The organism is Streptomyces sp. NPDC028722, from assembly GCF_040637655.1.
Taxonomy (GTDB): domain Bacteria; phylum Actinomycetota; class Actinomycetes; order Streptomycetales; family Streptomycetaceae; genus Streptomyces.
This window is the reverse complement of the sequence record NZ_JBEZWU010000008.1, coordinates 15,019-39,503: the sequence shown is the minus strand read 5'-3', so window position 1 is coordinate 39,503 and position 24,485 is coordinate 15,019. Positions and strand designations below refer to the sequence as shown.

The 24,485-nt window shown below is 73.3% G+C and carries 15 protein-coding genes; 5 read left to right on the top strand and 10 right to left on the bottom strand.

Going from position 1 to position 24,485, the window contains the following annotated elements; translation table 11 throughout:
- Positions 1-379: 379 nt before the first annotated feature.
- Positions 380-1,462 carry a guanitoxin biosynthesis L-enduracididine beta-hydroxylase GntD gene (gene gntD, locus AB0F03_RS15020; RefSeq protein WP_361990940.1) on the top strand — a complete coding sequence of 361 codons (1,083 nt, stop codon included), beginning with the start codon at positions 380-382 and terminating at the stop codon, positions 1,460-1,462.
- Between the two features lie 86 nt (positions 1,463-1,548).
- Here the strand turns inward: gntD (AB0F03_RS15020) and AB0F03_RS15015 are convergent, their stop codons facing one another.
- The gene (locus AB0F03_RS15015; RefSeq protein ID WP_361990937.1) at positions 1,549-5,202 is read right to left on the bottom strand and encodes an amino acid adenylation domain-containing protein; all 3,654 of its coding nucleotides are present in this window, start codon (positions 5,200-5,202) and stop codon (positions 1,549-1,551) included.
- A gap of 1,600 nt (positions 5,203-6,802) precedes the next feature.
- Here AB0F03_RS15015 and AB0F03_RS15010 point away from each other — a divergent pair.
- A complete protein-coding gene (locus AB0F03_RS15010) occupies positions 6,803-9,235 on the top strand; it encodes a non-ribosomal peptide synthetase (RefSeq protein WP_361990934.1) in 2,433 nt (810 codons plus the stop codon).
- 37 nt (positions 9,236-9,272) lie between these two features.
- Here the strand turns inward: AB0F03_RS15010 and gntD (AB0F03_RS15005) are convergent, their stop codons facing one another.
- Together gntD (AB0F03_RS15005) and AB0F03_RS15000 are read right to left on the bottom strand one after the other, a co-directional pair.
- Positions 9,273-10,337, bottom strand: a complete 1,065-nt coding sequence (gene gntD / locus AB0F03_RS15005) for a guanitoxin biosynthesis L-enduracididine beta-hydroxylase GntD (protein WP_361990931.1) — start codon at positions 10,335-10,337, stop codon at positions 9,273-9,275.
- Between the two features lie 38 nt (positions 10,338-10,375).
- Entirely contained in the window at positions 10,376-12,010 is a 1,635-nt protein-coding gene (locus AB0F03_RS15000) for a condensation domain-containing protein (RefSeq protein WP_361990928.1), read from the bottom strand.
- Between the two features lie 191 nt (positions 12,011-12,201).
- Between AB0F03_RS15000 and AB0F03_RS14995 the strand changes: the two genes are divergently transcribed.
- Positions 12,202-13,038, top strand: coding sequence for a putative nonproteinogenic amino acid hydroxylase (locus AB0F03_RS14995; RefSeq protein WP_361990925.1), 837 nt, complete (start codon positions 12,202-12,204; stop codon positions 13,036-13,038).
- Here the strand turns inward: AB0F03_RS14995 and AB0F03_RS14990 are convergent.
- The 7 genes from AB0F03_RS14990 to AB0F03_RS14960 form a co-directional block, all read right to left on the bottom strand.
- Positions 13,014-14,639 (bottom strand): amino acid adenylation domain-containing protein, encoded by a 1,626-nt coding sequence (locus tag AB0F03_RS14990; RefSeq protein ID WP_361990922.1) that lies wholly within the window; start codon positions 14,637-14,639, stop codon positions 13,014-13,016. The two genes, AB0F03_RS14995 and AB0F03_RS14990, sit on opposite strands and share 25 nt — an antisense overlap.
- Before the next feature lie 4 nt (positions 14,640-14,643).
- Positions 14,644-15,726 (bottom strand): ornithine cyclodeaminase family protein, encoded by a 1,083-nt coding sequence (locus tag AB0F03_RS14985; protein WP_361990920.1) that lies wholly within the window; start codon positions 15,724-15,726, stop codon positions 14,644-14,646.
- A gap of 51 nt (positions 15,727-15,777) precedes the next feature.
- On the bottom strand, positions 15,778-17,532 hold the full coding sequence (locus tag AB0F03_RS14980) for an ABC transporter ATP-binding protein (RefSeq protein WP_361990918.1): 1,755 nt from the start codon (positions 17,530-17,532) through the stop codon (positions 15,778-15,780).
- Between the two features lie 49 nt (positions 17,533-17,581).
- Positions 17,582-19,276 carry an ABC transporter ATP-binding protein gene (locus AB0F03_RS14975; RefSeq protein ID WP_361990915.1) on the bottom strand — a complete coding sequence of 565 codons (1,695 nt, stop codon included), beginning with the start codon at positions 19,274-19,276 and terminating at the stop codon, positions 17,582-17,584.
- An 83-nt stretch (positions 19,277-19,359) separates the two neighbouring features.
- On the bottom strand, positions 19,360-20,130 hold the full coding sequence (locus tag AB0F03_RS14970; RefSeq protein ID WP_361990912.1) for an alpha/beta fold hydrolase: 771 nt from the start codon (positions 20,128-20,130) through the stop codon (positions 19,360-19,362).
- Positions 20,127-20,924: an alpha/beta fold hydrolase gene (locus AB0F03_RS14965; protein ID WP_361990909.1), complete on the bottom strand. Its 798-nt coding sequence runs from the start codon at positions 20,922-20,924 to the stop codon at positions 20,127-20,129. The genes AB0F03_RS14970 and AB0F03_RS14965 overlap by 4 nt, the downstream gene beginning before the upstream one ends.
- Positions 20,925-20,945: 21 nt before the next feature.
- Entirely contained in the window at positions 20,946-22,559 is a 1,614-nt protein-coding gene (locus AB0F03_RS14960; protein WP_361990907.1) for an MBL fold metallo-hydrolase, read from the bottom strand.
- Between the two features lie 537 nt (positions 22,560-23,096).
- Here AB0F03_RS14960 and AB0F03_RS14955 point away from each other — a divergent pair.
- Positions 23,097-23,906, top strand: a complete 810-nt coding sequence (locus tag AB0F03_RS14955) for an SDR family NAD(P)-dependent oxidoreductase (protein WP_361990904.1) — start codon at positions 23,097-23,099, stop codon at positions 23,904-23,906.
- Entirely contained in the window at positions 23,896-24,462 is a 567-nt protein-coding gene (locus AB0F03_RS14950) for a GNAT family N-acetyltransferase (protein WP_361990901.1), read from the top strand. The genes AB0F03_RS14955 and AB0F03_RS14950 overlap by 11 nt, the downstream gene beginning before the upstream one ends.
- Positions 24,463-24,485: the final 23 nt, after the last annotated feature.

Sequence of the window (24,485 nt, the reverse complement as noted above, 5' to 3'; positions counted from 1 at the left end):
GTAACCACGCGGGGGCGCGAGAATGCCCGAAGATGCTTCGGTGGTTTGGTTATCCGCAGGGTTGCGGGGAATGCGCGGGACGTGAAGTGACGCGGCTCACATTGCGGGTTGCTGGGTCGAAGTGTCTGGTGAGACTAGGCTTCGACCCAGTCTTTTCCGGCGACGCGGGGATCGAGAGTCGGTGGACGGAATCGGGGGAAGGGGGCTCTCCGTGGCGTTGTCGGAACGCCGATCGAGGATATCCAGAGCACCCCGAATTTCCTCGCATTTTAGCCCGGAAAAGGTTTGCCCCCGTCCGGACCGTTATGTGTCCGATATCTCTCCCGAGGGTCCGTCCGTCCCGAATAGAGCCTGAGCACAGAAAAGGAAAGCACACCTCATGAACCTCAGAGGAGCTCTTCCGGTCGCGGAACTCCCGCTGCGAGCCGACGACCGCATGCCCTGTCTGGAACTGACGGACGCGGAGCACACCGCCCTGCGGGACCTGGCGGAGGCGGCGCTGGAGCGCGGTCACGAACAGCCGATCGACCGACGACTCGACGAACTCGCCCTGCTCGCCCACGAGATACCTCTGCGCATCCGGTCCCATCTTGTCAACTTCCGCCTCACCGGGCGTCCCTACGGCGGTCTGGTCCTCGCCAACCTGCCCGTGTCCGAGGCTCTGGCCGGGCCGACCCCCACCGACTACGTCCACGAACCGGTCAGCGAGGAGGCCGAACGGGCCACCGCCCTGCTGCTCCTGATCGGCTCGCTGCTCGGCGACCCGGTCTCCTTCGTGACCCAGCAGCGGGGCCGACTGGTGCTCGACCTGTTCCCGATCAAGGGGCATGAGGGGGAACAGCTCGGCTCCAGCTCCACCACCACCCTGGAGTGGCACAACGAGGACGCCTTCCACCCGCTGCGCGCCGACTGGATCCTGCTGGCGGGGATCCGCAACCACGACCGGGTGCCGACCACCTTCGCCACCGTCCAGGACATCGAACTGGAGGACCGGGTGCGGGAGGTGCTCTTCCAGGAGCGCTTCGTCATCCTGCCGGACGAGTCGCACACCGCCGCCTTCAACAGCAGGACCACCGGTGTGGACGAGGAGAGCTGGGTCGCCGAGGCGTTCCGCGACATCGCCGACCGGCAGACGGCACCGCGCCGGACGGCGGTCCTCTCCGGTGACCGCGAGGCTCCCTACATCTGCATCGATCCGGCCTTCATGCCACGGTCCCTGGACGCTGAGGCGCTGGAGGCGCTCGACGCGGTGACCGCGGCCATCGACGCCGGGCTGCGGGACGTCGTGATCGGCCCCGGTGAGCTGCTCATCGTGGACAACAAGCGGGCCGTCCACGGGCGGCGGCCGTTCGCCGCGCGCTACGACGGCACCGACCGCTGGCTGCGCCGCATCAACGTGCTCGCCGACCTGCGCAAGGCCGGCGGACGGCGCTTCGCGCCGCACCGCCGAGCCCTGGTCTGACCGGTCGTCACGGTGGCGGCCCGCGACCACGGGCCGCCACGTGGACCGGGCGACCCGGTCCACGGCCCCCCGGACGGGCCGGGAGGTCAGAAGTCGTAGGTCGTCGCGCCCCATACGTCCTCCTCCGCCTCCGGCAGGCTGCGGGCCGCGCCCACCGGCGTCCGCGGTTCGCTCACCACGGCGGACACCAGCTCCACCAGGTCGTCCGCGAAGCCGGCCGCCTCGTCCTCCGTCACCAGCTGCCGGTCGTAGGTGAGATCCAGGTGCAGCAGATCACCGCGGACACTCGCGTACAGCCACAGATCGCTGTCGGCGGGCAGCGCGTCGGCCAGGACGTCCTCGACCTGCCAGGACGGGCCGCCGACCGTCGCGTTCTCCCAGCTGACGCCCAGGTCGAGCAGGACGCTGCGACCGGGCCGCGCACCGATGCCGAGGCGCTCGACCAGGGCGTCGAAGGGCAGCCGGGCGTGCTCGTACGCCTCCACGACGCGCGCCCCCACATGCTCCAGCAGCTCGCATAGCCCGTCCTGCGGCCCGAACTCCAGCCGTAGCGGCACCGCGTTGGCGAAGTAGCCGACCAGCGCGTCGGCGGCCGGGCCGTGCCGCAGGCTCGCGGGGAAGCCCAGCACCAGATCCGTCGCCCCGGTCGCCCGGTGGAGCAGAGCGGTGAACGCGGTCACCACGACCGCGTACGGCGTCGCCGGGGAGCCCTGCACCGACTCGGCCGGGAGCGTACGCCGCGCGAGTCCGGCGAGCCCCCGGCGCCTGCCCCGGCGTGCGGCGTCCACCGGGTCGGGGGCGGGCCGCACCCCCGCCAGCCGCTCCCGCCAGAACGCCTCCTGCCGCGCGGCCTCCCGCGAGCCGAGCCAGGCCTGCTCCTCGGCGGCCCAGTCGCGGTACTGGTAGCGGGGCACGGGCCGCCGGTCACCGCCGTGCCGCTCCACCGCGTCGTACGCGGCGAACAGGTCGTCGAGCAGCACGTTCACGCTGGCGCCGTCGTAGATCAGATGGTGGGCGCTGACCGTGAGCAGGTCGCCGCCGGCCGGCCCCTTGATCAGGCACACCTCGAACAGCGGGGCCCGCTCCAGGTCGAAGGTCACGGCACGGGCCCGGCGCAGGGCCTCGCGGACGGCCGGCCCGTCGGGGTCGGCGCCCGGCAGCTCGGTCACGCGCAGCGGCACGCCCCCGGGGAGCCGGTCCAGCACCGTCAGCCCGGCGGTCGCCCCGGAGGGCAGCACCTGCGCCCGCAGCAGTTCCTGGCGCTCGACGACGGCCGTGAGCGCCGCGCGCAGCGTGTCGGGGGACAAGGAGCGGCCCGTGCGGACGAGGTCCGCGATGATGAACCGGTCCGCGTGGGTACGGCGCGAGGTCAGCCAGACCCTGCGCTGTGCCCGGGACAGCGGGAAGGCGCCCTCGTCGGCCGGGCGCGCGGTCACCGCGGGCTCCGGCGTACGGTCCGGCGCGCGGTCCGGGAGGACCTCCGCGAGCCGGCGTACCGTCGGGCGGGCGAACACCGTGCTGACCGCCACGCCCAGTTCCTTGGCGATGCGCGCCGCGGTGAGGCTGTGGCCGCCCAGCGCGAACAGGTCGGCGTCCAGCTGGTCCACGGGGTGGCCCAGCACCGCCGACCACACGCCGGCCACACGGAGCTGGCCCTCGGTCAGTTCCGTCTCCGCCGCCGCGCCGGCGCCCTCCCCGGGCTCGGGCGGGGCGGGCAGCGCGGAGCGGTCCAGCTTGCCGATGGAGGTGACCGGAAGCGCCGGTACGGTCACGTAGGCGTCGGGGACCATGTGGGCGGGCAGCCGGGCGGCGAGGTACGCCCGCAGCCGGGCGGGCTCGCCGTCGCCCACGACGTAGGCGACGAGGCGGTGGGAGCCGTCCCCGGCGGTGCCCGGCACCGCCACGACGGCCGCGCCGCGTACACCGGGCGCTCCGGCCAGCGTCTCGGTGACCTCCCCGGGCTCCACCCGGTGGCCGCGGATCTGTACCTGGTCGTCGATGCGGCCCAGGCAGAGGAGACTCCCGTCGGGCAGCCACCGTCCCAGGTCGCCGGTGCGGTACATCCGCTGCCCGGCGCGCACCGGGTTCGCCACGAACCGTTCACCGGTCCCGCGCTCGTTGCCGAGGTAGCCGCGCGCCAGCCCGATGCCGCCGATGCAGATCTCTCCCAGGGCGCCGAACGGCACCAGTTCGCCGTGCTCGTCGAGCAGGTCCACCGTCTTGTTGGGGAACGGCCTGCCCACGGGCGGCTCTCCGCCGCCGGCCCGCACCCGGACGAGGGTGGTGGCGACACTGTCCTCCGAGGGGCCGTACTCGTTGAACAACTCGGCGTCCGGCAGCAGCTGGTGATGCCGGTCCGCCAGGGCCGCGGTGAGCCGCTCGCCGCCCAGGACGACCTGGCGCAGCGAGGGCAGCCGGTCCCCGGCGTAGTCCAGGATCAGCTGGTACAGGCTGGGCACGGTCTGCACATGGGTCACGTTCTCGCGCCGGATGGCGGCCGCGACCTCGTCGGGGTCGATGAGCTGCTCCCGCTCCAGGACCACCAGGGGCGCGCCGGAGCAGAGAGCGGACAGCACGTCGGAGATGCCCGCGTCGGCGTGCACCGGGTCGACCTGGAGGACGCGGGAGTGCGGGCCGAGGCCGTAGTAGTCGATGCGGTACCGGACCGTGTTGAGGATGCCCAGGTGCTCGACCATGACGCCCTTGGGGGAGCCGGTGGAGCCGGAGGTGTAGACGACGTACGCCAGGTCCTCGGGGCCCGCCGCGCGGAACCGCTGCCCGGTCGGCCCGGCGGCGGTGTCCCGGCCGAGGACCACGACGGGCTGCGGCGCCCCGGCCAGCGTCTCGGCCCGGACGGGGTCGGCGAGCACCGCTGTGGCCCCGCTGTCGGACAGCAGTTCCCGCACCCGGAGTTCGGGCTGTTCCGGGTCCAGCGGCAGGAAGGCGGAACCGGTCTTGAGGATGGCGAGGAGGGACACCAGCATCCACTCGGTGCGCGCGCACAGCAGAGCGACGACCCGCTCGGGCCCGGTCGGTGCCGTCGCGGCGAGCCGCGCGGCCAGCCGGTCGGCCATGCCGTCCAGTTCGTCGTAACGGTAGGCGCGGTCACCGCAGATGACGGCGGTGGCCCCGGGCCGCGCGTCGACCTGTTCGGCGAACAGGTCGAGGACGGTGCGCTTGGCGGGGAGTTCCTGGTGCGGCCCGGTGCCGAGCGCGAGCAGGTCGTCGCGCCGGCCCGCCGGCAGGACGGGGAGGAGAGCCACCGGGGCGTCGGGTGCGGCGCACAACTCCGCGGCCAGTCCGGCGAGTCGGCCCGCTGTGCGCCGGGCGTCGCGGGCGTCGGCGGTGTCGCTGCGCACGGTCACGGCGATGCGTCCCGCGTCCGGGTCCAGCCGGCCGGTGAGGACGGCGTGCCGGCCGATTCCGTCCGCCGTGAAGGCGGCGCCGGACGACTCCGCGCGGCCGACGGCGGCGTCGACGGCCCGCTGCTCGGCGCGCAGGCAGGCGCGGAAGCCGGCGTCCGGGTCGAGGGGCGTGCCCAGGCGTACCTCACCGCCGGGCAGTACGGCCCGGACGGAGGCGGTCGTGTCCGGGGTCAGCCGGTGCAGCAGGACGCGCAGCAGCGCGGGGACCGCCGTCGGTACCTCCGCGCCCACCGAGGCGCACAGCGCGCGCAGCGCGGCACTGGTCTCGTCGTCGAGCGCGACGGTCACCCGCGCTCGGCCATCGGCAACGGTCATCAGGATCTCCTCTGCCAGGGGCGCCTCGGCCGGGAACGCGGACGGGGTACGCCGATTACGGCACTGCCGGTGGCAGCGGGGGACGGCCGGTGGGGTGGCCCGCACCCCCGGGCCACCAGGACGGTCACTCGGGCGGGCGTAGGGGCGGGGACGGCGTGACCGGCCGGGAGCGGGCCGTGGGCCCGGTGCCGTGCAACCACCCGGACGGTGGCGTGGGTTCGGCGGCGGGGACGGCGTGCGGCGCACACCGGCGGGAGTGGACGCGCCGGTGCCGCTCGGCGGGACCCGGCTGTCCTGTCGCCGCCCCGGCCGGTGCGGCGCACGCGGGAGCCGCACTCCGGGCGGTGACCGCCCGCGGGGCGTGCGGTTTCCGTGTGTACGGGGGCCGAGTCAGCAAGGACCCGCCGGCACCGTGGGCGCCGACGAGCGGGAGCGTACGTCCGGGCGGGAGGCGCTCGCCGCGGAGGCGCTCACCGGGCCGGCGGGCACGGTCTCGGGCCCGGCGCCGCGCCGGGGGTGCGCGGGCCGGTGCGGCGACACGACGCGGACGCCGCGCTCCGCCCCGGACGGGCGAGCGGCAGACGTCCCGCCGGCCTCCGCGCGTCGAGGCCTTCGGGGGCGGGCGTCCGGCTCCCGGTGGAGCCGTCGTCCCGGACCGGTGGAGAGAATGCCTCGAATGCGGGCGTCATGGACGTGCGGTCCTTTCGTCATTCCTGCGGGTGGTCGGCCCGCGCGGGACGAGGGAACGAAGGCGAGAGCCCGGGATTCCGCGCTCCCTGCCCATCGTGGGGCGAAGCTCGTGACCTTCTCCGTCCGAGCGTGCCATAGTGACGAGTGTCAGCCAAGCTTTTTCGGGGAAAATCTGACGAGGAGTCGCGGGGTCGAACTGGGGCTGTGTCAAGATCCGTTCCGCTGCTATGCTCGTCGTCCGAACGCCTGGCGATACGGGAGGGGGCAAACGCGGAAAATCCGACATGCGGGGCAGTGTGGTATGTCGAGTTCGCCGGCACTCGTGAGTGTAATACCGAAGCTGTGGTGATGGCCGGGACACAGACGGACTGTATACCCGATGTGCCGGTCTTAGCGCACCTGACCTGCGAGGACACCAGCTCTTTCGAGGCTCGGGACGCGCGGGGCGACGAAAAGGGAAAGCCCTCACCGGGGTGCCCGAGAGGCAATAGAGCGGCTCTTGTTCGACTTTCCCGGTGTCATTCCCGGAAGCTGGACATGAACTCCCGCAGAACTCCTCTCCGGAAATTCGGCGAGGAAAAGAGAAGCGAGACGCCCGTCTCCGCGTACGGATGGATATCTCGTTTCTCGACGACCTTCTCCGGGAACTGTCCCGCGGTTCCCGCTCCGGTGCTCCGGGTCCGTCGGGCCGCGGCGCCCGGCCGGTGAAACGGCGCGCTTCCGCGCGGCGCGCCTCACAAGGCGGCCCCCGTTCCGCCCGCCGGAATCCCCGGCACGTAAACACCCTGTCCGATTCCGTGTGCCAGGCACAAGACCCTTCCGAGCCTCGGAGAAGGCCGCGGCCACGCGGGCCTGCGAGGCGAAACCCGCGCCGTGCGGGGCCCGGCCCCGACCCCCTTGAGGACCCGTCATGAGCTTCGAAAACGCACCCCGCCCCACCGCGGCACCGACTCCGACTCCCCTGCGGGCCAGGCTCACCGGAGCCGGGCACAGCGGACGCGGCGAACTCACCGAGGAGCTGACGCCCGCCGCGCGCGAGGGCCTGCGCCGGGTGGCCGGAGAACGCCCCCTGGAGGAACTCGTCGTCCTCACCGCCGCCGCCGCGCTGGTCCTGCGCGCGGCAGAGGACGCGCCCGAACCCGTGCTCGCCGTGGCCGGGCCACGGGGCATCACCGCCTGCGCCGTCACCACCCCCGAGGACGCGCCCCTGCGCGACCTGGTCCTCGCCGTCGACACCGCGCTGCGGGGCGCGGACACCGTGGCCACCGACGACCCCGGCCTGCCTTTCTCCCTCCTCGTGCGATCCGACCGGCTGTCGCCCGCGCCGCACACCGGCACCGCCCTCGTGGTGAGCCTGCGCGAGGCACCCGAAGGCGGCCGCACGCTGCACGCCGCCTTCGACACCGGCCGCCTGGACGCCTGGTGGGCCGCGGTCGTGCTCCGCTCCCTGGTGACCGTGCTGGCCGCCTTCACCGAGCCCGGCACCGCCTGCGCCGCCGTCGAGCCGACGGCGCCCGAGGACAGTGCCGAGGTGTCCCGCTGGGAACGCGCCGGGTTCGCGCCGGAGCCCACGCCGGGCACCCTGCTCGGGCCGTTCATGGACCGGGTGCGCGAGACACCGGACGCCGTCGCCGTGGTGGACGGCGACCAGCACGTCACCTACGCCGAACTGGCGGCCCGCACCGAGGCGGTGGCCCGCCGGCTCGCCGCGGCCGGAGTGCGGCCCGGCGACCGGGTGGCGACCGCGCTGCCCAAGAGCCCGAACGCCGTGGCCGTCGTCCTCGGCGTCCTGCGCGCCGCCGCCGCCTACGTACCACTGGACCCCCGACTCCCCGCCGAACGCCTCCGGTTCGTCCTCGACGACGCCGCCTGCGCGGCCGTGGTCACCGACGACACCGGGCTGCTCGCCACGAGCCCGGTGCCCGTGCTGACGGCCGACGCGCTCGCCGGGACGGCGGAGACCGCCGTACAGGGACCGGTCCTGCCCGCCCTCCCCGGTCCGGACGACCCCGCCTACGTCATCTACACCTCCGGCTCCACGGGCACCCCCAAGGGCGTCGCGATCCGGCACTCCGCCATCGCCGGATACCTGTCCTGGAAGCGGCGCTACCACGAACTGGACGCCGACACCCGGCTCGTCCAGGTGCCCTCGTTCTCCTTCGACAGCTCCGTCTCCGACCTGTTCTCCGTCCTCGGCGCCGGCGGCACCCTGCTGCTCCTGCCCGAGGCCGACCGGCTGGTGCCGCAGCGCGTCGGGGACCTGGTGAGCAGCCACCGCGCCACGCACATCACCCTGGTGCCGTCGCTGTACCGCGTCCTGCTCGACGCCCTGGCCGCGCCGGGCTCGCTGCGCCTGGTCACCGTGGCCGGCGAGGCGTGCCCCGCCGAACTCGTCGCCCGCCACTTCCGGCAACTGCCCGGCGTCCGGCTGGTCAACGAGTACGGCCCGACGGAGAACTCGGTCGGCGCGACCGCCTACGACTGCGACGAGCAGCCCCGGCACGGATTCCCCGTGGGCCGGCCCATCGACACCACCGTCCTGGAGGTGCTCGACGAGCGGGGCCGCCGGCTGCCGCCCGGCTTCCCCGGAGAGATCCACCTGGCCGGACCCGCCCTGGCCGACGGCTACGTGAACGACCCCGACCTCACCAAGCGCCTCTTCACCGAGGCGGCCGAGCTGCCCGGCGGCCGGCGCTACCGCACGGGGGACCGGGGCTGGTGGACGCCCGCCGGGGTGGAGTTCCTCGGCCGTGGCGACAGCCAGGTCAAGATCCGCGGCCACCGTGTCGAACTCGGCGACGTGGAAGCGGGACTGTGCTCCGTGCCCGGCGTGGCCTCCGCCGCCGCCCTGGCCGCCCCCGGGGCCGACGGCTCGCTGGTCCTCGTCGCCTTCCTGACCGGCGACGCCGACCCGGACGACGTCCGCGCGAGGGCGCGCCGCGTCCTGCCCGGCCACATGGTGCCCAGCCGGGTCGAGCGGCTGGAGAACATGCCGCTGACCCGCAACGGCAAGGTGGACCGGGCCGCCCTGGCGGACCGGGCCGGGGACCTGCTGCGGGCCGCCGCCGCGCACGAGGCACCGGCGTCCCCCGCGCCGACGCCCGGGGAGCCCGCCGGCGGCGGCCTCACCGCCCAGGTCACCGAACTCTTCGCCGAGGTGCTCGGTGTGTCCTCGGTGGGCCCGGAGGACGACTTCTTCGAGCTGGGCGGGCACAGCCTCGCCGCCGCGCTCCTCGTCATCGAGCTGGAGAACCGGCTCGGCGTGCAGGTGGAGCTGGACGACTTCTTCGACGAGCCCACGGTGGCCGGCGTGTGCCGCGCGGCCGCGGCGCCCCGGGCGTGACGCCGGGGCCGGGCGCGCGGGCGCCCGGCCCCCCGCCTCAGCCGATGAGCCGGGCACCGACGGAACGCCGCAGACCGCGCGACTTGCGCAGGTCGTGGGTGACGTTGACACGCTTGAGCCAGCGGTCCGTGCCGTCGTAGCGCGCGGTGAAGGAGCTGCGGCCGTGCACGACCCGGTGGTTGTTGAGGAAGACGAACGTGCCGGCGTCCAGCGCGCGGGGACGGGTGCTGCGGGTCAGCAGCTCGTGCGCCGCGGCGAACGCCCGTACGGCCTCGGGATCGTCTTCCGGCGCCGACATGTGCGTGGCGTCGAAGCACAGCAGGGGATCGGTCCGGGAACCGAACAGCACCGGCACCCGGCCGAGACCGTTGATCAGCCGCGAGATGTTGTCGAAGATCCGCTGATCCTCCGGCGTGCGGACCGTGTTGTTGTGCGGCAGGTGCGAGTCGTCGGAGATGATCTGGAAACGGCTGTCGAAGAGGACGTCGAGCACGTCCGCCGGCAGGGTGGTGAAGTCGGCCTCCGCCACCACCACGGGTATCCGCTCCGGATTGCGCAGCGCGGCCAGGATGATGTAGTCCGCCCGGTAGGGGTGGAAGGCGTCCTCCGTGTGCAGGGTGAGCGCCGTCCTGCTGCCCGTGCCGAGCAGCAGGGTCTCGTACTCCTTGATGGGGAAGACGTCGTTGACCAGGTGGCCGTCCTGCTGGGTCGACCAGCCGAACGGCTCACCGAGCAGCGAGGCGTACAGCAGCAGCAAGATCTCCTCGGGCAGTTCGCGGTGGACGCGCTGCTCGTCGCGCCAGTGCGCCGGGGTGGGACCGATCCGGTCGTCGTCCACCAGGTGCCCGCTGACGGCGCAGTACCCGTCCGCCCGGTCCAGCTGGAAGGCGCGCAGGAACCTGCGCACCCGCTCCGGCAGCCGGGCGGCCAGCAACGGCAGGTCCTGGAGGAGGCTCTCGCTGTCCGCCGAGGGGTGCTCCGCGGCCAGTTCCAGGGCCAGCCGGTCGGTCTCGGCGGCCTCCTCGGGCGTCAGCCGCAGCTCGGTCGGCGCGGGCACGGACGTGGGCGCGGGCGTCGCCGCGGGTGTGGGCGTCGTGGTCATGGGTGTCTCCTGTTCGCTCGGATGAGGTCGGGGCCGGGTCAGCCGTCGAAGCGGAAGCCCTGGAAGGCCGGGGCGGGCGGACCGCTCGGCGGCGTCGCCGGCTCTCCGGTCCCGGACTCCCCGGCGAGACGGCCGAGTTCGGCCAGGACACGGCCGGCGATCTGCTCGGCCGTGTCCCGGGCGTAGCGCCCGGTGTCGTACTGGAGGCACAGCCGCAGCCCCCGCTCCTGTTCGACGAACTGGAACGACAGCTCGAACATGCCCCGCCGTTGCAGGAAGGGGCCGCCGCGCAGCGCGATGCCCCGTGGCCCGGCGGGGCCGGTGTCGATGCGCGGGAACAGGGCGACCCACACGTCGAAGAAGGGGCCGCGCCCCGGCGGCCGGGGCGGGTCCAGGGCCGCCACCAGCTCGTCGAAGGCGACCTCGCTGTGGTCGAGGGCGTCCGCCGTCCGCGCCGCCACATGGCGCACCAGGCCGGCCGGGTCGTCCCGGCCGGTCAGGTCCAGCCGCAGCGGGACCGTCGCGACGTGGAAACCCACGGCGCCGTCCAGGCCGAGCGGGGAGCGGCGGTCCACGGGCGTGCCCAGACAGATGTCGTCGGTACGGGTGAGACCGCCCAGGCCGCTCGCCACGGCGGCGGCGAGCGGCGCGAAGGGACCGGCGTGCGCGGCCGCGGCCAGCGCCCGGAGGCGGGATGTGACCCGGGGTTCGATGTCCAGGGACACCGTGTCCGTCACCGCGCCGGCCGGCTCGCTCCGGGGACGGTCCACGGGCAGGAGCAGCGGGGCTGGCGGGGGAGTGAGCAGGTCCCGCCAGTGCGCGAGCGACTCCTCCCGGGGGCGCGGGGCCGGGCGCGGCCCGGGGGCCGGCACCGGCGGCGGGGCGCCGTCCTGCCGGTAGGCGGCCGCCAGTTCGGCCGCCAGGACGGTCAGGGACCGGCCGTCGCACACCAGGTGATCGGCCGTGAACAGCAGCGACCAGGCGCCGTCCGGCCGCAGGAACAGCGTCGAGCGGAAGAGCGGTCCCTCCGTCAGGTCGAAGGGGACCTCGACACGGTCGTGGACGAGCGCCTCGAACTCCTCCTCGGTGAGGGACCCGCCGCGCAGGTCCACCACGTCGAGCGGGGCGGTCCGGTCGGTGACGACGGCCCGGACGGCGCCCAGCCGCTCCACGAAGACGGTCCGCAGCGCCGGATGGCGGGCGGGCAGGGTGGCGACGGCCGAGGCGAGGCGGTCGACGTCCAGCTCCCCCTCGCCCCGCAGCAGACACGGCACGGTGTACGCACCGGCGCCGGCGTGCTCGTTCTGGCGCGCCAGCCACAGCCAGCGCACGGACTCCGGCACGTCGCCGTCGCGCGCCGGCCGGGACTCCGGCACGTCGTCGTCGCGCGCCGGCCGGGACTCCGGCGCGGCCGGCGGAACGCCCCCGGGTCCGGGGCCGGCCGCCCCGCCGCGCGCCCCGGCCAGCCGGGCGGCCAGCAGCTTGGGGGTGGCGCACTCGAGGATGTCGCGCACCCGGACCGGAAGCCCGACGGCCTCCTCGACGGACACGGCGAGGGCCAGCGCCGACAGACTGTGTCCGCCGGCGAGGTAGAAGTCCGTGTCGTCGGTCACGTACTCCAGCTCGAGTGCCCGCGCGAACAGCCGGCACAGATCCTGGGTGAGGTCAGTCATGATTCCACTCCGTGACGGCAGAACTCTGCGGAAAAAAACCCTGCACAAACACTCCAGATCTTGTCAATAACCTTCCGGCTGGCGGAGATTGCTGTCATTGCCCTCGTATCTCTGTCGGGTTAGGGTGGCGAGCGGAAGGCGCCGGCAAATGTTCAGCGCGTCATGTCACCTTCTGGTGAAGGGGGATTGCCTTGCTCAAGTCCCAGCGGCTTGCGGTATTGCCCATCGACTCCTACGACCTGGAAACGGAGCTGGCCCTCGTGGACCAGCACGACGCCGGAGGCGAGTACGACGCCTTCACCTTCGGTTCGTGGTCGGCCCATGTGCTGGCCAACGGCAGCGGCGTCGAGTCCGACACCGCGTTCCGCCCGCACGGCGACCGCCTGACCCTCACCGATCTGGGCAGGAAACTGCCGGGCATCATGTCCCTGGTGACCGAGCACTTCCCGCTGGACCGACTCCAGTGGGTGCGTATCTTCAGCCTCGCCGACGGAATTCTTGCCCCGCACGTGGACTTTCTGGAATTCACCGAACCCGGCACCCGGGTGCAGATTCCGCTGCGTACCGGCGAGGAATCCCTGCATTCCGAGAACGATCTCGTCTACCACCTCCGTCGTGGTGAGGTCTGGAAGATACACACCACCGACCCGCATTCGGCACGCAGCAGCGCGGGACCCGCCCGGCTCTCCCTCTGTCTCGACTTCGCCGGCGCCGCCGAGCCGGTCGAGATCCGTGACGACGTCCCGGCGGCGCGGCCGGTGCGCGTCCTCGACCTCCCCGAGGTGACCGACGCCGACGTCGAGGAACTCATCGGCTCCGGTCCGCGACTGACCCGGGAGACCATGCGTGCCTCCTTCCGCCGGTTCGCCGCGCTCCACTTCGAGCGGCGGGCGCACGCGACGGCGGCCTTCGACTGGTTCGCCGAGGCCGCACGGCGCACCGGCGACGAGGTCATGGTCGCCAAGGCGGAGGCGTTCCGCACGTACTGCATCGACAAGCGCGGCTACCGGGAGACGTTCGCCTGGTGAGGGACCACGGCGAGCTGCGCGGCCCCCGGCCCGGGCAGGGCCCTGCGGTCCAGCTTGCCGTTGGCCGAGTACGGCAGCTCGTCCGTCACCCACCAGCGCACCGGCACCATGTAGTCCGGCAGCACGGCGAGCAGCGCGCGGCGCAGCTCCTGCGCCGGCGGCGGATCGCCGGTCAGCGCCGCGTGCAGCTCCGTGCCACCGTCGGCCCGCGCCACCCCGAACACCGCCGCGTCCTTGACCCCGGGCAGCGCGGTGAGCCGGGACTCCGGCTCCCGGGGCTCCACCGCGTTGCCACGGATCTTGATCAGGTCGTCGATCCGCCCGAGGAGCCCGAGCGTCCCGTCGGCCCGCCAGACACCCCGGTCCCGGGTGCGGTACAGCCGGGCCCCGGGCAGGAAGGGGTCCTCCACGAAGACGGTCCGGGTGAGTTCCGGGTCCGTGTAACCGCGGGCCACCCCCACCCCGCCGATGTACACCTCGCCGACCTCCCCGTCGGGTACCGGGGTCCCCTCCTCGTCCAGGATGCGGATGTAGGTGTTCCACACCAGTGATCCGACCGGCGGACGGGGTTCCAGGTTCCCCCGCTCCGCGCTCATCGAATGGCTCGTCACCATGTGGTTCTCGGCGGGCCCATAGTGGTTGTGCAGGGTGACCTCGGGACGCCGGGTGAGCAGCCCCTCCAGCGCCGGCGTGACCCGGACCGTCTCGCCCGCGCTGATGATGTGCCGCAGCGCCGGGGCGTGTTCGAGGGTGGTGGGCAGCGACATGAGGATGTCGATCAGGGACTGCGGGAAGTCCACCACCTCGATCCCCTCGCCGATGACGTACTCGACCAGGTCACGAGGGTCACGCCGTACGTCCGGGTGCGGGACGTACAGGCAGCCGCCGGAGGCCAGGGTGTAGAAGATCTCCTGGACGGAGACGTCGAAGGTGAGCGGCGCGCACTGCAACACCCTGCGCTCCCGGCCGAGACCCGACCCGTTCGCCTGCCAGGCCGCCAGGTTGGCCAGGCACCGGTGCGTCTGCACGATGCCCTTCGGCGCGCCTGTCGAGCCGGAGCTGAAGATGACGTAGGCGGCGTCCTCGGAAGCGATCCGGGGGCGTGCCGGCGGCGGGCCCGGATACTCCGCGAGCAGCCGGGCCGGCGTGGTCGCCGCCGCGTCCGGGACCGCCGCGGCCGCGCCCGGCGCCCCCTCGTCCAGGACCGTGAGCCGGGCGCTGCTCGAGCGCAGGATCTGCTCGATCCGCTCGCGCGGATAGGTCATGTCCACGGGCAGATAGGCCGCACCCGCCCGCAGGGTCCCGAGCACCACCGCGGTGAAGTCCACGCCCGCCCGCGCGGCGATCAGCACGGTGTCGCCGTGGCCGACCCCGAACGTGCCGGCCAGGTGGGCGGCCACGGTGTCCGCGAGCCGGTCCAGTTGCGCGTACGACACCGGGTCCCGGCCCTGTTCGCACACCGCCCAGGCGTCCGGGCGGGCCGCCGTCTCCCGGTCGACGAGGTCCAGGACCGTCCGGGCGCCGATGTTCACGACCGGCCCGCGGTGCTCGGGATGCCGGTTGCCGCCGGGCGGGTCCCGGGGGTCGGTGGGCTGGGGCACGGGGTCACACCTCCTGTGCGGGCCACGGCGCCCGCGAGACCGATTCGGGCAGGAACGAGTAGGGGTCCTGCGGGTCGTGCGCGGTCGCCTCGATCACGAGCCGGTGTCCCGCCCCCGCCTCCCGGGCCAGTTCCTCCAGCAGCTCCACCATCACGAGATCCTGGAGCGCCAGCCCGGTCGAGTCGTAGACGGTGCGCCGGTCACGGAGTTCCGCCTGCCGCGCGGGGTCCGTCAGCAGTTCCGTGAGCGAGGGGCCGATCTCCTCCGGACGCAGCCGCTGGCACTCGCCCTCCGCCATCGCCTGCTCCCGGTGGTCGGGGACGACGACGGCGTCGCGCAGGAGTTCCAGGGGCAGTTCGGTCTTGCCGGGCATGTCCGAGCCGACCGCGTTGATGTGCACCCAGGGCCGCAGCGACGTGCCCTGGAGCACCGGACCCTGGTCGGGGGCGACGGAGGTCGCCGTGCACAGGATGTCGGCGCGCTCCTCCACCTCCGCCGGCTCGGCCACCCGGACCAGCCCGTCGGGCATCCGCGCCCGGGCCGCGAAGCTGCTCTCCGCCCGGATGTCGGTGTCGCACACCAGGACCTCGGTGAGCGGGAACGCCCGGGCGAGGGCGTGCAACTGCGTCACCGCCTGGGCGCCGCAGCCGATGAGCCCCAGGACGCTGCTGTCGGGCCGGGCCAGCGCCCGGGAGGCCAGCGCGGACGCGGCCCCCGTCCGTATCGCCGTCGCGAACGTGCCGTCCACGATCGCGCGCAGGTGCCCGGAATCGACGTCGAAGGCGAGCAGGGTGGACAGGATGGTGGGGAGCTGGTTCTTGACGGGGTTGTGCGGGTTGTAGCCCACCAGCTTCATGGAGACGGTCGCGCCGTGGCGGACCGCCGGCATCCATTCGAGCAGCCCCAGCCTGGGGGTGGTGAGCAGGAATCCGTCGCGCGTCTTCATCTCGGCGCGAGCGGGTCCGCTATAGGTGAGTACCTCGGTGAGCCGTTCGATGGCCAGGTCGTACAGCCGGCCGAGGCCGACCTCGCTGACGACCGTGGCGACCGCCGGGGCATCGACGATATGGGTGGTGTCCGGTTTCACGTCACTCTCCTGATCCGGTTCGTGTTCCGCTGCCGGAGGGTTGGGGTGTGTTCAGGTACGGGGTGTGTCGGGGGTCCGGCCGTGCCAGGAGTCCCACAGGGCCGCGTAGGCCCCGCCGGCGGCGACCAGTTCGTCGTGGCCGCCCCGCTCCGTGACCCGGCCGTCCTCCATGACGAGGACGGTGTCGGCGTCGTGCGCGGTGTGCAGCCGGTGGGCGATGGCGATGACGGTACGGCCGCGCAGCACGGCCGCCAGGGAACGCTCCAGGTGCCGGGCCGCCCGGGGATCGAGCAGCGAGGTGGCCTCGTCCAGCACCAGCGTGTGCGGGTCGGCCAGGACCAGCCGGGCGAGTGCCAGCTGCTGGGCCCGGGCGGGGGAGACCTCGTGGCCACCCGGGCCGATCCCGGTGTCGAGCCCCCCGGGCAGCCCGCGCACCCAGTCGCCGGCGTCGACCGCGTCCAGCGCGGCCGTCACCTGCTCGTCCGTCGCGTCCGGCACCGGCAGCGTCACGTTGTCGCGGACCGTGCCGAGGAACACGTGGTGTTCCTGGGTGACCAGCGCGACATGCCGGCGCAGCTCCTCCAGGGGCAGTTCGGCCACCGGCACGTCGCCGATGCTGACCGTCCCGCTGCGCGGCGGGTGGACGCCCGCGAGGATACGGCCGAGTGTCGACTTGCCCGCGCCGGACGGCCCGACGACGGCGACCCGCTCACCGGGCCGCACCCGCAGGGTGACGTCGCGGACGACGTCGTGGCCCTCGCGGTAGGCGTAACTGACCTCGTGCGCCGCCACGTCGCGGCCCTCCGGACGGCGGCCCGTGCCGGTGTCCCCGGCCGGGGTGGCGCCCACCCCGACGAGGCGGGCCAGCGAGGCGTCGCCGACCTGGAGTTCGTCCAGCCAGCCGAGCAGTTCGTCCAGCGGATCGATCACCGCGCGGGTGTACAGCGTCGCCGCGGTGACCTCCCCGAGGCTCACCCATCCGTGGATGTGGAAGAGCCCGCCGCACAGCAGGGTGGACGCCACCGGCAGGACGTAACCGAAGTCCATCAGCGGGAACCACACGCTGCGCAGGAAGAGCGTGCGGTGCTCGGCGGCGTTGGACCGCAGGACGTCCTCGTCCGTACGGCGGATCCGCCGCTCGGCCAGGCCCAGCGCCTCGACCGTACGGGCACCCGTCACGGTCTCGGCCAGCCCCTGCGTCAGCTCCGAGTAACCGGCCGCCTCCGCCAGATAAGCCGTCCGCGCACGCTTCAGGTACCAGCGCGTCGACCCGGCGATCAGGGGTACGGCCACCAGGCACGGCAGCGCCATCAGCGGGCTGGTCACCAGCAGCGCGACAAAGGTGAGCAGCACGGACAGGCCCGCCACGAGGATGGACGGGGCGCCCATGCGCACGGCTCTGGACAGCGAGTCCACGTCCCGGGTGCCGCGGGTGAGCAGATCACCGGTGCCCGCCTTCTCCACGGCGGACAGGGGCAGCGACAGCACCCGCTGGACGAAGCCCTCGCGGATGTCCGCGAGCACCTGCTCGCCGAGCCGGGCACCGAGCAGCCGGGCCGTCCTGGTGAACACGCCCTGGAGCAGCAGCAGTCCGGCGATCACCGCGACGATGACGTCCACCCGGGTGGTGGAGACGTCCTGCTGCACCTGTTCCACGAGACGGCCGAGCAGCGCGGGGACGACCAGCCCGCACGCGGTGGCGAGCACGAACCAGGTGACCGTCCGGGCGAGCAGGCCGGCGCGGCCCCTGACCAGTTCTCGGACGTGGCGGCGCACCGCGGGTGCGTCGGCGACCGGAAGACTCACAGCGCACTCCTTCGCGGGATGCCGGCGGACCGGTGCGGGGCGCGGCCGGTCATGTTCCCTCCCGCAGGACGGCGGTGGCGTACTGGGGGTTGCGGGCCACGAGGTCGCGGTGCGCGCCGGTGCCGACCACCTTGCCGTCGACGACGAAGGCCACCTCGTCGGCCTGGTCCAGCAGCAGCGGGCTGGAACTCATCACCACGGTGGTCCGCCCCGCGCGGGCCCGCCGCAGCCGCCGGGCGACGCCCGCCTCGGTGAGGGCGTCCACCGCGCTGGTCGGGTCGACCAGGACGAGCACGGGGGTCCCGGACGCGACGGCCCGGGCCAGCCGCAGCCGCTGGCGCTGTCCGCCCGAGAGCGTGCTGCCCTGCTCCGTGAGGACGCTGCCGAGCCCGTCGGGCAGCGCGTCCACGATGTCCTCGGCGCCGGCGGTGTGCAGCGCGGCGGCCAGTTCCTCGTCCGTGCGGCCGGCGGCGAGTTCGTCGCGGAGCACTCCCGAGAACAGCGTGTCGCTGTTGCGCACCACCAGGATGTGCCGGCGCACCTGTTCGACCGGCAGGGTGTCCAGCGGCACCCCGCCCAGGGTCACCACGCCCTCGCGGTAGCGGCCGAGCCGCTCCGCGATCTCGGCGTTCTCCTCCGGGGTGGCGGACACGACGGCGGTGAGCCTGCCGTGGCGCGCCGTCAGCCCGGTGGCGGTGTCGACGAGATCGGGTGTCTCCGGAAGGACGGCGGGTGCCGTGCCCGTGGTGGGGTCGGGTGCGACGGCGAGCACCCGTACCACGCGCCCGGCGGCCACGTTGGCACCGACGATCACCTGCACGGCCGAGGTCACGGTGCGCATGGGCAGCATCAGGAACGCCGCGTAGCCGTAGGCGGCCACCAGGTCGCCGGGGGAGATGTCACCCGCGAGGGCGAGCCGGGCGCCGGCCCACACCACGGCCACCACCAGCACCCCGGGCAGCAGCACCTCGGCGGCGGGCAGCACCGACTCCACCTCGGCGACCTCGACACCGGCCTGCCGCAGCCGCTGGGAGTCCGCGCGGTAGCGCCCCCAGAAGGCCTGTTCGCCGCCGATGCCGCGCAGCACCCGCAGTCCGGCCACGATGTCCGAGGCCCGCCGGGTCAGTTCGCCCTCCAGCTCGCGGTACCGCCCGACACGCCGGTGCAGGGGACGCAGCAGCGGGCCCGTGCCCGCCAGCAGGACGGGCACCCCGAGCAGCACCAGCAGCCCCAGGGGCAGCGAGGTGGACAGCAGCACGACGGCCACCACGACGATGGTGACCGCGCTGCCGGCGCCGCGGGCCACCGCGCCGGGCAGCGCCCCGATCCGCGAGATGTCGGCGGTGCCGACGGTCACCATGTCGCCGTCGGCGACGCGCTCGCGCAGCCCGCCGCCCAGAGAGACCGCCTGCCGGACCACGAGACGGACCGTCAGGTAGTTCGCCTTCAGTCGTCCGACGGTGTCGCACCGGTGCCGCAGCACGCTGCCCGCGGTGGTCACCAGGGCGAGCCCGAGGACCACTCCGGTCCAGGTGAGGAGACCCCCGGTGTCCTTGTCGCCGATCGCGTCGATGGCCCCGCCGACGGCCAGCGGGGTGAGCCCCATGCCGGCCATCCACAGGCAGCCCCAGAACACCCCGAGTGTCGCCGTACCGGCCTGCCGGCGCAGCAGCCAGAGCAGATAGCGCCGGGGCGACCGGAGATCGGGTTCTCCGGTGTCGGGCAGTGGGTCGTTCCTCGGCAACGCGTTTCCTTCTGACGTGTCTCGGTGGGCTCGGGGACCAGGGTGCGGGCCGGCCGGGAAGCGGGCGGGAGACGGGCGGCGGGCTAGTCCCTCACGCCCGTACGGGCCCTCTCACCGAGGCGGCGGAGCGCGCCCACGACCTCGTCGGGGCGGTCGAGGTGGTAGAGGTGCCCGCCGTCGAAGCGGCGCACGCCGGCCGGCGCGGCCGACCAGGCGCTCCACTGCCCGGCGTGCTCGTCCGTGACGCCGAGGTCGTCCCTGCCCCGCCAGGCGTGGACCGGGCAGGGCAGTACGGCGTCCGCGGCCGGCGGGCGGTACTGGTCGCACAGGGTGAGGTCGGCGCGCAGGGGGCGGGCGACGATGGGGACCAGCTTCTCGCTGGCGGCCACGTAGTCCGGTACGGCGCCGTGCTCGGCCAGCTCGGCCACCAGCTCGCCGTCGCTCATCGCCGCCGCTCCGGTCGGCGCCCCCTGGGCGTCCGGCGCACGGCAGGCGGAGGCCACGAACCCGGCGGGCCACGACCCGTACCCGGTACCGAGGGCACGCGCCAGCTCGTACCCGAGCAGGGCGCCCATGCTGTGCCCGAACACGAGGTAGGGCAGGTCGAGCCGGGCGGCCAGCACCGGGACCAGCTCCCGGAGCACCTCCTCCGCGCGCGTCGCCGGCTCCTCGCGCCACCGGTTCTCCCGCCCCGGCAGCTGTACGGCGACCACGGCGATCCCGGGGTCGGCCAGCTCCTGCCACTGTCGGAACTGGAAGGCCCCCGAGCCCGCGTGCGGCAGGCACACCAGGAGCAGCCGGGCCGTGGCCGGCGGCTGCCACTCGACGAGCCAGCGCCGCTCGCCCGCGCTCACCGCACCGCCCCGCGCGGGTCCAGGGCGTCGGCGAGGTCGTCCGCCAGGTCCCGGCACACCAGCCGCAGTTGCTCCTCCGCGTAGAAGTGGCCGCTGGCGTAACGGCGTACGGTGGCCGCCTCCCGTGTCTCGCCGGCCCAGGCCTCCAGGCCCGGCAGCGCGACCCGGTCGTCCCGCTCGCCCGCGAAGACCGAGAGGGGACACGCCAGCCGGGGCGCCGGCCGCGGGACGTACCCCTCCAGCCAGGCGAGGTCGGCCCGCAGCACGGGGAGCAGGATCTCCAGGAGCTGCGGGTCGGCGAGCGCCTGGGCCGGTGATCCGCCCAGGGCCGCCATCCAGGCGAGCAGTTCCGCCTCGGGCAGCCGGGACAGCGTAGGCCGGGGCCGCCCGGAGCCGGGGTGTTCCATTCCCGAGACGGCGAGCAGGGCGGGGCCCGTCGGCCGGTCGTCGGCGGACAGCGCGCGGGCCACCTCGAAGGCGACGAGGGCGCCCATGCTGTGCCCGAACAGGGCGTAGGGCCGCGAGCCGTGCGCCGCGACATCGGCGCCGATGGCGTCCGCGAGCCGGGCGGGGTCCACGCACGGCGGTTCGGTGATCCGCTGCTCGCGTCCCGGGAGCTGGACGGCCACCACCTCGATCCCGTCCGGCAGGGCCGCGGGCCACGGCCGGTAGGCCGAGGCCGCCCCGCCAGCGTGCGGGAAGCAGTACAGGACGGCGGGTGCCTCGGGCCGTGGCCGGGGGCGCACCAGTTCCCGCGCGGGCAGCGGGCGTGCGGTGGTGGGGGAGGGCTTCATCGCGGCGCGTTCCCGGCGGCCTCAGGAGCGCGGCTCGGCGGCCGGCCACACGCGTTCGGCCTGCCGGTACAGCAGCTCCGAGCCGACCGAGCGCCGCCGGCACAGTTCCTCCAGCAGGCCGCTCTGGCGCACCGGTTCGGACTCGGCGTCGAACTCGGAGCCGGTGAGGTGCTTCAGCCAGGGTTCGAGGCCCATGGCGTACGCGTACACGTGCCGGGCGCCGACCTGCTGGGCCAGCCGGTCCGCCATGGCGGCGTCCGAGCCCTTCAGCCGCCGCGACTGGTTCTGCTCGCGGGTCAGCTTGGCCTCCATCAGCGGGCCGTAGAGCCAGCTCAGGGAGGCGCCGACGCACTCGAGTCCGACGAACAGCGCGTCGACCTCGCCGACGATGTCGCGCACCCGGTCGTAGAGGGCGGGCTCGATCGGCGTGATGTCGGTGGCGAACATGAAGGAACGGCCGAGCGCGCGTACCAGCGGCACCATCTTGGTGCGGATGTCGAGGTCGGCGTGCTCCCCGATGAAGGGCAGGCCCACGACGTCGAGTCCCTCGGCGGCCCGGTGGGTGTCCAGCTCGCCCAGCTCCACCACCCGGCGGAAACCCAGGGCCTCCAGCATCACCTTCAGGCTGGGGTCCTGGAGCGTGCCGCCGGAGGCGCGGGGGACCACGATCGTGCCGATGCGGGTGCGCAGCTGGAGAAGTGTCTCCAGCGAGAAGTGGTCCGAGTGGAAGTGGCTGATCACCACGGCGTCGATGTGGTGGGGCAGGTCCGCGAGGGCGAAGTGCTCGTGTCCGTCGTCGGAGTAGCCGACCAGCGGGTCGAGCAGGACGCAGCCCTCCGAGGTCTCCACCAGGACCGTCGCGTGCCCGAAGTAGCGCATGCGGACCTGGCCGTCGGGGACGCGGTCCGGGGTGCGGGGGGCCTCGTCGTGGAAGAGCGCGTCGAAGCCGGCCGCCCCGGCGGCGTCCAGGCCCAGCCGCTCGGCCAGTTCCCGGGTGTCCACCGGCTGGAGACGGGCGGCGAACACGTCGTCCCACACCGCGGCGGAGAACGGGACGCCGATGTCGAGGCGCTCGGGCGAGGGCAGCACGGGGCTGCCGTACACGAAGGGCTGGTCGCGCGGGGGGACGGCGGTCAGCGACAGGGTCTGGCCGTGCTCCTCGAACGCGGGGGAGCGGTACAGCAGCGACTCGAAGAAGCGGAAGGAGGGGTGGTTCGCGGTGTCGTAGACCAACTCGACGCAGCCGCGCAGCGATTCGGGGACCTCGGGGTACAGGGACTCCAGGGGGCCGCCGGTGGCCCGCTCGGCCAGCAGGGCCCGCAGGCGGTCGATGTCGTCCGCGAGGGTGAGGCGCGCCGCCGCGTCCCGCAGGGTCGTGTCGAGCAGTGCCTGCACCTCGTCGGTGCCCGCGCCGACCGGGTTGAGGAACGGTCCGCCGTAACGGGACGGGTCCGCCAGGGCGTTGCGGTGCAGCGCCGGGGACATCACGTAGTTGCGGAGGATGGGAAGCAGTCTCTCGCGCAGGTTCAGTGCCCCGGTGTGCGGTGCCAGGAGGTAGGGCCAGGCGTACCAGCGGTGCAGCAACGGCTGCGCGACGACGGAGGCACGAAGATGGCGTTTCTGGATGACGGGCACGCTGCGTTCCCTTGCGAGTCGAGGCCGGTGGTCAACGGGGGTCGGCTCTGGTGGTGTCTTCGAAATCCGTATTCGCCCCCGTGGCGAATGGGCGGCACAGGCCTCGGACGAAAAATTCTTACTGCGCCACCGGACAGGTGGGCCGGCATGCTCCCCCGTTTCCCCGCGAGGCTTTCGATCCGAGCGTTCGGGGCTGTATTTCCGCCCTTTATCGCCGCAGGATTTCGCGCTGTAGTGCTGGGACTTAGCTTTCGACTGTAGTCATGATCCTCAAGGGCCTGCCACCGATTGCACATGTGACGTGCGTCACATGGCGACGTCGCGTGTGTGCGTGATTGACTGGCAAGAAGTTGCAGGTGGTCATGCGGTGAAGCTCTCTTCACTCCTTCCTTTCCTGGAGAGCGCGTGACCCGAAATCCTCTTCTTGAGGCCGGCGCGCGGGGAACCCGCTGCATGACCGGTCATGAAGTGCACCTTGACACGAGGTGCAGGCCTACGTGAAACTCTGCGACCTGTTGCAGGGGGAACGAGAGGGATATGTCGGACGGTACGGAGCCTCGTGGCATTGCGTTGGTTTCTGGCGCCTCGTCCGGATTCGGTGCGCGCATCGCGCAGGTGTTGTCTGCAAGAGGATACGCAGTCATTGCCCTCGCCCGCCGCGCCGAACGGCTCAAAACGCTCGCCGAAGAGGATCCATATCGAGCCATTCTCCCTGTGGTCGCCGACGTGCGGGACCCGGGCTCCCTGAGCAGAGCCCTCGACGAGCTACCGGCCGGATACCGCGATATTTCGGTGCTTGTGAACAACGCGGGCCTGTCGAAGGGCTTCGGTCCGCTCCAGCAGGGCGGCTCGCAACATTGGCGTGAAATGATCGATACAAACGTCACAGGTGTGCTGAATCTGACCGAAATCGTGCTGCCCCGGCTCGTCGCGCGTGGCGACGGACACGTGGTCAACGTCGGATCCATCGCCGCCGAGTACCCCTACCTGGGCGGCAACGTCTACGCCGCCACGAAGGCGTTCGTGCACCAGCTCTCCCTCAACATGCGCGTCGACCTCCAGGGCACCGGGGTGCGGGTCAGCTGCGTCGCGCCCGGCATGGCGAGGACGGAGTTCGCCCAGGTCCGCTACGAGGGGGACGAGACGCGCGCGGCGGCCCTCTACGCCGATGTCACCCCTCTCACGGCCGACGACGTGGCCCAGGGCATCGCCTGGTGCCTGGACCGGCCGCCGCACGTCAACGTCAACATGATCGAGCTGATGCCCGTCGACCAGCCCTTCGGACTCGGCTTCGGGGGGAACCGGAACGGCGGCCCGGGCGCCTGCGCCGAACCCGATGCTTCGTGATCCGCGGGCCGGTGCCCCCGGCCGGCCCGGACCCGGCGGGACCGGGGTCGACGCCCGGCCACGGCCGGCGGACCAGGAGGTGTCGGTACGGCGGGCGCGCCCCGGGGACGCCGGGGAGCTGGCCAGGATCTCCGCGCCGTTCGCGGCCGCGGACCGGCTGCTCAGACGCTCGCCGGACACCTTCGCGCGGCACATCGACGAATTCCTCGTGGCGGTCCGGGAAACGGCGGTCCACGGAGCGGCGCTCCGCGAGAACACCCTCGCGGGCTGTATGGGATTACTGCCGGTGCCGCAATGCCTGGTCATTTACAACCTCTGCGTCCCGCCGGAGTTCCAGGGCAGAGGAATCGGCCGGACCCTGCTGCGTCACGCCGTCCGACGGGCGGCCGACAGCGGGTGCACCGCCATTCTCGCGGCCTCGAAACACGGGGGCGCCTGGTTCATGCGACAGGGCTTCCAAGAAGTCGACCCGGACAGCGCCCCGGAAGAGTGGCGGCGTCTGTCCCCCGCCGGCCGCAAGTCGTCTCTTTATTGTCTGCGACTCGATGACCGGTAACACTGGGGCCATTGCTTCAGGAT

Coding starts and splice junctions, on each gene's coding strand:
- gntD (WP_361990940.1), top strand. CDS start 380: ATGAACCTCAGAGGAGCTCTTCCGGTCGCGGAACTCCCGCTGCGAGCC.
- AB0F03_RS15015 (WP_361990937.1), bottom strand. CDS start 5,202: ATGACCGTTGCCGATGGCCGAGCGCGGGTGACCGTCGCGCTCGACGAC.
- AB0F03_RS15010 (WP_361990934.1), top strand. CDS start 6,803: ATGAGCTTCGAAAACGCACCCCGCCCCACCGCGGCACCGACTCCGACT.
- gntD (WP_361990931.1), bottom strand. CDS start 10,337: ATGACCACGACGCCCACACCCGCGGCGACGCCCGCGCCCACGTCCGTG.
- AB0F03_RS15000 (WP_361990928.1), bottom strand. CDS start 12,010: ATGACTGACCTCACCCAGGATCTGTGCCGGCTGTTCGCGCGGGCACTC.
- AB0F03_RS14965 (WP_361990909.1), bottom strand. CDS start 20,924: ATGAAGCCCTCCCCCACCACCGCACGCCCGCTGCCCGCGCGGGAACTG.
- AB0F03_RS14955 (WP_361990904.1), top strand. CDS start 23,097: ATGTCGGACGGTACGGAGCCTCGTGGCATTGCGTTGGTTTCTGGCGCC.
- AB0F03_RS14950 (WP_361990901.1), top strand. CDS start 23,896: ATGCTTCGTGATCCGCGGGCCGGTGCCCCCGGCCGGCCCGGACCCGGC.